This is a genomic window from Shewanella sp. T24-MNA-CIBAN-0130, from assembly GCF_040310185.1.
GTDB classification, from domain to species: Bacteria; Pseudomonadota; Gammaproteobacteria; order Enterobacterales; family Shewanellaceae; genus Shewanella; species Shewanella psychromarinicola.
Window position 1 is genome coordinate 1 of record NZ_JBEOPP010000100.1, and the last position, 6,676, is coordinate 6,676.

General features: G+C 41.1%; 7 protein-coding genes and 2 tRNA genes. 5 read left to right on the forward strand and 4 right to left on the reverse strand.

Annotated features, from left to right (window positions below):
- The 3 genes from AAEZ02_RS21390 to AAEZ02_RS21400 form a co-directional block, all read right to left on the reverse strand.
- Positions 1–74 (reverse strand) — tRNA-Val (locus AAEZ02_RS21390).
- Positions 75–112: 38 nt separating this feature from the next.
- Positions 113–189: transfer RNA gene (locus tag AAEZ02_RS21395), tRNA-Val, on the reverse strand.
- Between the two features lie 185 nt (positions 190–374).
- Positions 375–1,736 (reverse strand): MATE family efflux transporter, encoded by a 1,362-nt coding sequence (locus AAEZ02_RS21400; protein ID WP_101031394.1) that lies wholly within the window; start codon positions 1,734–1,736, stop codon positions 375–377.
- A gap of 30 nt (positions 1,737–1,766) precedes the next feature.
- Between AAEZ02_RS21400 and AAEZ02_RS21405 the strand changes: the two genes are divergently transcribed.
- On the forward strand, positions 1,767–2,381 hold the full coding sequence (locus tag AAEZ02_RS21405; RefSeq protein WP_124014155.1) for a riboflavin synthase subunit alpha: 615 nt from the start codon (positions 1,767–1,769) through the stop codon (positions 2,379–2,381).
- 67 nt (positions 2,382–2,448) lie between these two features.
- Here the strand turns inward: AAEZ02_RS21405 and AAEZ02_RS21410 are convergent, their stop codons facing one another.
- On the reverse strand, positions 2,449–2,649 hold the full coding sequence (locus AAEZ02_RS21410) for a CPXCG motif-containing cysteine-rich protein (RefSeq protein WP_101031398.1): 201 nt from the start codon (positions 2,647–2,649) through the stop codon (positions 2,449–2,451).
- 507 nt (positions 2,650–3,156) lie between these two features.
- On the opposite strand from AAEZ02_RS21410, the gene thrS reads away from it, so the two are divergent.
- From thrS to rplT, 4 genes are all read left to right on the forward strand, one after another.
- Positions 3,157–5,085, forward strand: coding sequence for a threonine--tRNA ligase (gene thrS / locus AAEZ02_RS21415; RefSeq protein ID WP_101031400.1), 1,929 nt, complete (start codon positions 3,157–3,159; stop codon positions 5,083–5,085).
- Between the two features lie 3 nt (positions 5,086–5,088).
- Entirely contained in the window at positions 5,089–5,631 is a 543-nt protein-coding gene (gene infC / locus AAEZ02_RS21420; protein ID WP_101031402.1) for a translation initiation factor IF-3, read from the forward strand.
- A gap of 82 nt (positions 5,632–5,713) precedes the next feature.
- A complete protein-coding gene (rpmI, locus tag AAEZ02_RS21425) occupies positions 5,714–5,908 on the forward strand; it encodes a 50S ribosomal protein L35 (protein ID WP_011496149.1) in 195 nt (64 codons plus the stop codon).
- A 16-nt stretch (positions 5,909–5,924) separates the two neighbouring features.
- Positions 5,925–6,281, forward strand: coding sequence for a 50S ribosomal protein L20 (gene rplT / locus AAEZ02_RS21430; RefSeq protein WP_101031404.1), 357 nt, complete (start codon positions 5,925–5,927; stop codon positions 6,279–6,281).
- Positions 6,282–6,676: the final 395 nt, after the last annotated feature.

The following is a 6,676-nucleotide window of genomic DNA, read 5'->3' on the forward strand; positions in this document are numbered from 1 at the left end:
TACACCCGAGTGGACTCGAACCACCGACCCCTACCATGTCAAGGTAGTGCTCTAACCAGCTGAGCTACGGGTGTATTGTATGAATTTGACTATTTATACTCTGTCAGAAGAGTGGTACACCCGAGTGGACTCGAACCACCGACCCCTACCATGTCAAGGTAGTGCTCTAACCAGCTGAGCTACGGGTGTATTACTTATTTTTAATAAAATCAAAAACTTTAAAACATCTCGCTTCAAAGTGGATGCTATAGTAAGTGGGATAGCCTATAGCTTGCAAGCAAAAAAACCATTTTTATATCTAAATGGTGATTTGCTGTGCAACTTGCTTCAAGGTTAAGCAATGTTAAATGGTTAACCTTGGTAATTTTCATAATTTAGCCTATCTGACTAAATACCAAACCTTTCTTTTGAATGTACTTTAATCTTATTGCAAATAAAATTGCCGCCGATGTTAATCCTGCAATTAACCCAATCCAAAATCCATGAGCGCCCATGGCAGGTCGAACAATGTCAGTATATCCCAACACATAACCTATGGTCATGCCAATACACCAATACGAAAACAAGGTAATGTAAAACGCACTTCGAGTGTCTTTATAGCCTCTTAGCGCTCCTGCGGCGACAACTTGGATGGAGTCGGATATTTGATAAAATGCAGCAAGCATCATCAAGCTACCCGCTAAGGTAACCACTTCAGGATTATCATTATAGAGTAATGCGATCTCATGCCTAAAGGTCACCGTCAGTAGGGCGGTAAACACGGCCAAGACTAAAGACAAACCTAATCCAACTTTAGCGACAAGCGCTGATATCTCAGGTTGACCGCGACCAAGGTAATAACCAATACGAATAGACACCGCAATACCAATAGATAATGGCAGCATAAATATGATTGAAGAGAAGTTAAGGGCTATTTGATGACTCGCCACTACATTGGCGCCAAGAGGCGCTAAAAATAACGCGATGACGGCAAATAGGCTGACTTCAAAAAATAATGCCATTGCAATTGGCATCCCCAGCTTTGTCATCGCCCACATGTTAGCTAAGTGCGGACGATAAAACTGTTTAAACGGTTCCAGCTCTTTAAAGGTTTTATCGACTAACATGTAAATGATCATGGCGGCTAACATAGCCCAAAACACAAGCGCTGTAGCTACACCACAACCCGCACCGCCCATTGCTGGAATACCAAAACCACCATAAATAAACACGTAATTGGCGGGTATATTGACGGCTAATCCAATAAAGCCAATCACCATCGTTGGCATAGTATAAGAAATACCCTCACTGCAACCGCGCAGTACTTGATACAACACGAAGGCCGGAGCGCCCCACAAAATAGCATCAATATAACCAACCGTTAACGCATGCAGCTTGGGTTCTAAATTCATTAGTTCGAGTAAATAAGTAGAAGATGTGAGAAAGAACATCACACCAATACCACCAATTATGGCAATATATCCAGCCTGAAACAGTATCGCGGGAATGGCTTGCTGATTATTTGCACCATGATATTGTGCAAATACTGGCGTAAAAGACATGAGTAAACCTTGAACAAATAAGATTGCAGGTAACCAAAGACTGGTGCCCACAGCAACTGCAGCCATGTCTACTGCGCTGACGCGGCCAGCCATAACGGTGTCAATAAAGCCCATCATGGTCTGAGTCACTTGTGCAATCAGTACCGGCAGCGCTAATTTTATCAAGCGTGAAATTTGAAACCCTGTATTATTCATTAAAAAACCTATAACGGAACGAGATAAAATATGTTTACTGGTATAGTTCAAGCCACTTGTGAGGTGGTCTCAATTAACAATGCTACAGGTCTTAAAACCTTTGAAATCGCTATGACGCCAGAGTTAACACAAGGATTAGTAACAGGTGCTAGCGTAGCCAATAATGGTGTTTGCCTTACTGCTACCAAGATACTAAATGATAAGGTTTTTTTCGATGTAATGGAAGAGACATTAGCCGTAACTAACCTAGGTAATACCAATGTCGGTGATAGGATAAACATTGAACGTTCGTTAACGTTTGGGTCCGAAATCGGTGGGCATATTTTATCAGGTCATGTGCATACTCTGGCCACAGTAAAAGCCGTGAGTAACACCGACGAGCACTATAATATAGAACTGCAAGTTAATCCGCAGTGGATGAACTACATATTTTATAAAGGCTTTGTTGGAATTAACGGCTGTAGCTTAACGGTTGGTAAGCTCACTGACAATGGATTTATGCTGCATTTAATTCCTGAAACGTTAAAGCTGACCAATTTGGACGATTGCACCGTTGGCAGTAGGATTAATATCGAAATTGACAGTCAAACGCAGGTTATCGTTGATACCGTTGAGCGCATTTTGGCTAATAAGCAACTTGCGTAAATAAGCCACTCGTCATAAAGTGCCATAACTTGCTTGCTTCGCAGATTAAGCAGGCAAGTGCTATGGATTAATAAATTTGTTCATCGTCTGAATCGATATGAAGTTCTATTTTTCTACGATTATCATCTAGATGCATCCGAATGTGGATTGGATTACAACAAATACGACAGTCGTCATAATATTCTTGATCTCCTGAACTGGCATCTAAAGTGACATATTGATTATGCCCGCAATGGGGGCAACAAATGGCGCGCGAAAGCAGTCTCATAACTAATACTCCTCACTGACTCGTTATTAATAAGTATAGTGAGCATTTAGCATTTTGGATCATTCCTATGAATGATTCTATCAAATCAAAATAATTTTCATTCAAGATGAAGATTAATGACATTTTATTTAATAATATTGCTTATAATCAGATAGTAATGCTATCAATATAATTCACTGGTAATTAAATCGGTAATTAAATCGCCACATTGTATAAACAGTGACTGCGGCGCAGCGACTCGATCGAGATTGCACTCGTTAAATAATCGCTAATAACATTAGCCAGCTTCTTTTCATTTAATTTAGCAAAAAACACCATTTATACCTGTTATTCATCCCGTCATGGTTGCGCCATAATCCGCTTATCACATAGAATAGAGACCTGCGTTTTTGGGTAACTAAGACTCCTGTACTGTCTTGATTTCATTAGCGTGTCACTCGTTCAAAAAGAACATACTTAATTACCATGTGGCCCTACGTGTGGGTCACCACTGGACAAGGAATTTTCATGCCTATTATTACATTGCCTGATGGCAGCAAACGTGAGTTTGCCAATCCTGTATCGACTCTTGATGTTGCATTAGACATCGGCCCTGGTTTAGCTAAAGCGTGTATTGCTGGCCGAGTAAATGGTGAGCTAAAAGATGCAACAGACTTAATCACTGCAGATTCAGAGTTAGCTATCATTACGGCTAAAAACGAAGAGGGTGTTGAAATTCTTCGCCATTCTTGTGCCCATTTATTAGGTCACGCGATCAAACAAATGTGGCCTGAAACCAAAATGGCGATTGGCCCTGTAATCGATAACGGATTTTATTACGACATCGATTTAGATCATAAGCTGACGCATGAGGATATCGAAGCCTTAGAAAAGCGCATGCTTGATTTAGCAAAAACTAACTACGATGTGGTTAAAGAAGTTGTGTCTTGGCAACAGGCTCACGATGCATTTAGTGCTCGTGGCGAAGAATATAAAGTTGCCATTCTTGATGAAAATATCAGTAAAGACGCAACACCTGCGCTGTATAACCACGAAGAATACATTGATATGTGTCGTGGACCGCATGTACCTAACATGCGTTTTTGTCAGCATTTTAAATTGATGAGTGTTGCTGGTGCATACTGGCGTGGTAACTCAGATAACAAAATGCTACAACGTATATATGGTACTGCTTGGGCAGATAAAAAAGCGTTGAAAACCCATTTAGTGCGCTTAGAAGAAGCCGCTAAGCGTGACCATCGTAAAATTGGTAAGCAATTAGATTTGTACCACATGCAAGAAGAAGCACCTGGAATGGTGTTTTGGCATAACGATGGTTGGAGCATATTTTTGGAGCTTGAGAAGTTCATTCGCCAAAAGCTAGGTCAATACACTTATCAAGAAGTGAAAGGCCCACTGATGATGGATCGTGCATTGTGGGAACGTTCTGGCCACTGGGATAAATACGCAGATGCCATGTTCACGACTAACAGCGAAAACCGTGAATACGCTATTAAGCCAATGAACTGCCCAGGACATGTACAGATTTTTAACCAAGGGTTAAAATCTTATCGAGACTTGCCATTACGTATGGCTGAATTTGGTTGTTGTCATCGTAACGAACCATCAGGTTCACTTCACGGTTTAATGCGCGTACGTGGTTTTACCCAAGACGACGCTCATGTTTTTTGTACTGATGATCAAGTTCAACAAGAAGTGAGTGCATGTATCCAAATGGTATATGACACATACGCGACATTTGGTTTCGACAACATCGAGGTTAAACTGTCAACGCGCCCTGAAAAACGTATTGGCGACGATGACATGTGGGACCGCGCTGAAGAGGCATTAAAGCAAGCACTTGCCAATAATAATATTGAATTTGAAATATTACCCGGTGAAGGTGCGTTTTATGGCCCAAAAATCGAATTTACTTTGCATGACTGTTTAGATCGTGCATGGCAATGTGGTACAGTACAACTCGATTATGCATTACCGAATCGTTTAGGCGCGACTTATGTCGCAGAAGACAACAGTCGCCAGACGCCAGTAATGATCCATCGTGCTATTTTAGGTTCTTTAGAACGTTTCATAGGTATCTTGATAGAAGAATACGCGGGTAAATTTCCAACATGGCTTGCTCCAACGCAAGTGGTTGTAATGAATATTACCGATAAACAAGCTGTTTATGTTGAAGAAATCGTTAAATTCTTCAAAGAACAGGGTATTCGGACATCTTTTGACTTGAGGAATGAGAAAATAGGCTTTAAGATACGCGAACACACTCTAAGACGTGTGCCTTATTTATTGGTCGTTGGTGATCAAGAAATGGAAAATAAGGAAGTAGCGGTGCGTACACGTGACGGTATCGATTTAGGCAAGTTAAAACTAGAAGATTTCGCCGCGATGATACGTCAACAGATTTCGCTCCGTAGTCTCAAATTGTTGGAGGAATAGGTCATAAAGATCAAAAGAACAGCAGGGCGACAGCCGGCCCCTAATAGAATCAATGATGAAATCACTGGTGTACCTGAAGTCCGTTTATCAGGTTTAGATGGTGAACCAATTGGTATATTAAGTATAAAAGAAGCTCAGAACGTTGCAGATGAAGCCGGAGTTGATCTTGTCGAGATCAGTCCCAATGCTGAGCCTCCTGTCTGTCGCATCATGGACTACGGTAAGTTCCTTTTTGATAAAGCGAAAGCTCAAAAGGAACAAAAGAAGAAGCAGAAACAGGTCCAGGTTAAGGAAATTAAATTCCGACCTGGAACTGATGATAACGACTATCAGGTAAAACTACGCAACCTGATTCGTTTTCTAGAAGATGGGGACAAAGCGAAAATTACGCTGCGTTTCCGTGGTCGCGAAATGGCACACCAAAACCTAGGTATGGATCTTTTGAACCGTATCAAGGCCGATTTGGAACCGTATGCGGTTGTCGAATCTTTCCCTAAAATGGAAGGTCGTCAAGCAATTATGGTGCTAGCACCTAAAAAGAAATAGTAGGGCAACCTAAAGTAGTAAAAGTCTCTTGAGGCTTTTGCTCGCCTTACGTTTATTAACGTCCCAATGCGGAGTTTTAGAAATGCCTAAAATGAAAACAGACAAGGGTGTAGCGAAGCGTTTTAAGAAAACCGCTAATGGTTTCAAGCGCAAGCAAGCACACTTACGTCACATTTTGACCAAGAAAAGCACTAAGCGTAAGCGTCACTTACGTGCTAAATGTTTAGTTGCTAAGTCTGACGTTCCAGCAATCGCGCGTCAATTACCATACGCTTAATTTAGGAGTTTAGAAAATGCCAAGAGTTAAGCGTGGTGTAACCGCACGTGCTCGTCACAAGAAAGTTTTAAAATTAGCTAAAGGTTATTATGGCGCTCGTAGCCGTACTTACCGTGTTGCTGTTCAGGCAGTAACAAAAGCTGGTCAATATGCTTACCGTGATCGTCGTCAGAAAAAACGTCAATTCCGTCAGTTATGGATTGCACGTATTAATGCAGCGTCTCGTCAAAATGGTCTGTCTTACAGCCGTTTCATTAACGGCTTGAAAAAGGCGTCTATTGAAATCGATCGTAAGATTTTGGCTGACATCGCTGTTTTCGACAAAGTTGTTTTTGCAATTTTAGTTGAAAAAGCAAAAGAAGCGTTAAACTAAGTAATTAGTTGGTCGCTTTAAAAAGAGGAGCCTTCGGGTTCCTTTTTTTATATCTGCTACAAAGTAAGCTTCTTGCCATACAATGCCTCTCACCATTTCATGCCTGCCACTTTCAGAGGTGATCTCAACTACAGACATGATAGTTGATAGAACAATACCATTGAGCATACTTCGATCTATTTATATCCCAAACTTGTGATTTATTAATCAGACACCTCTACTCGTCAAACACTGCAATATTGTCAATGGATCCAATGCGGTTAGCCCGACAAAGAACTATTTTATGTTTATTTACTATCGCAAGTTAAAGTTCGTTAGCTATTAGGCGACAATTAACTTGGCCGGTTCGCGACAACTAGCTTGTCCGGTTTTGGTAAGCTCTAGGCATACATAAT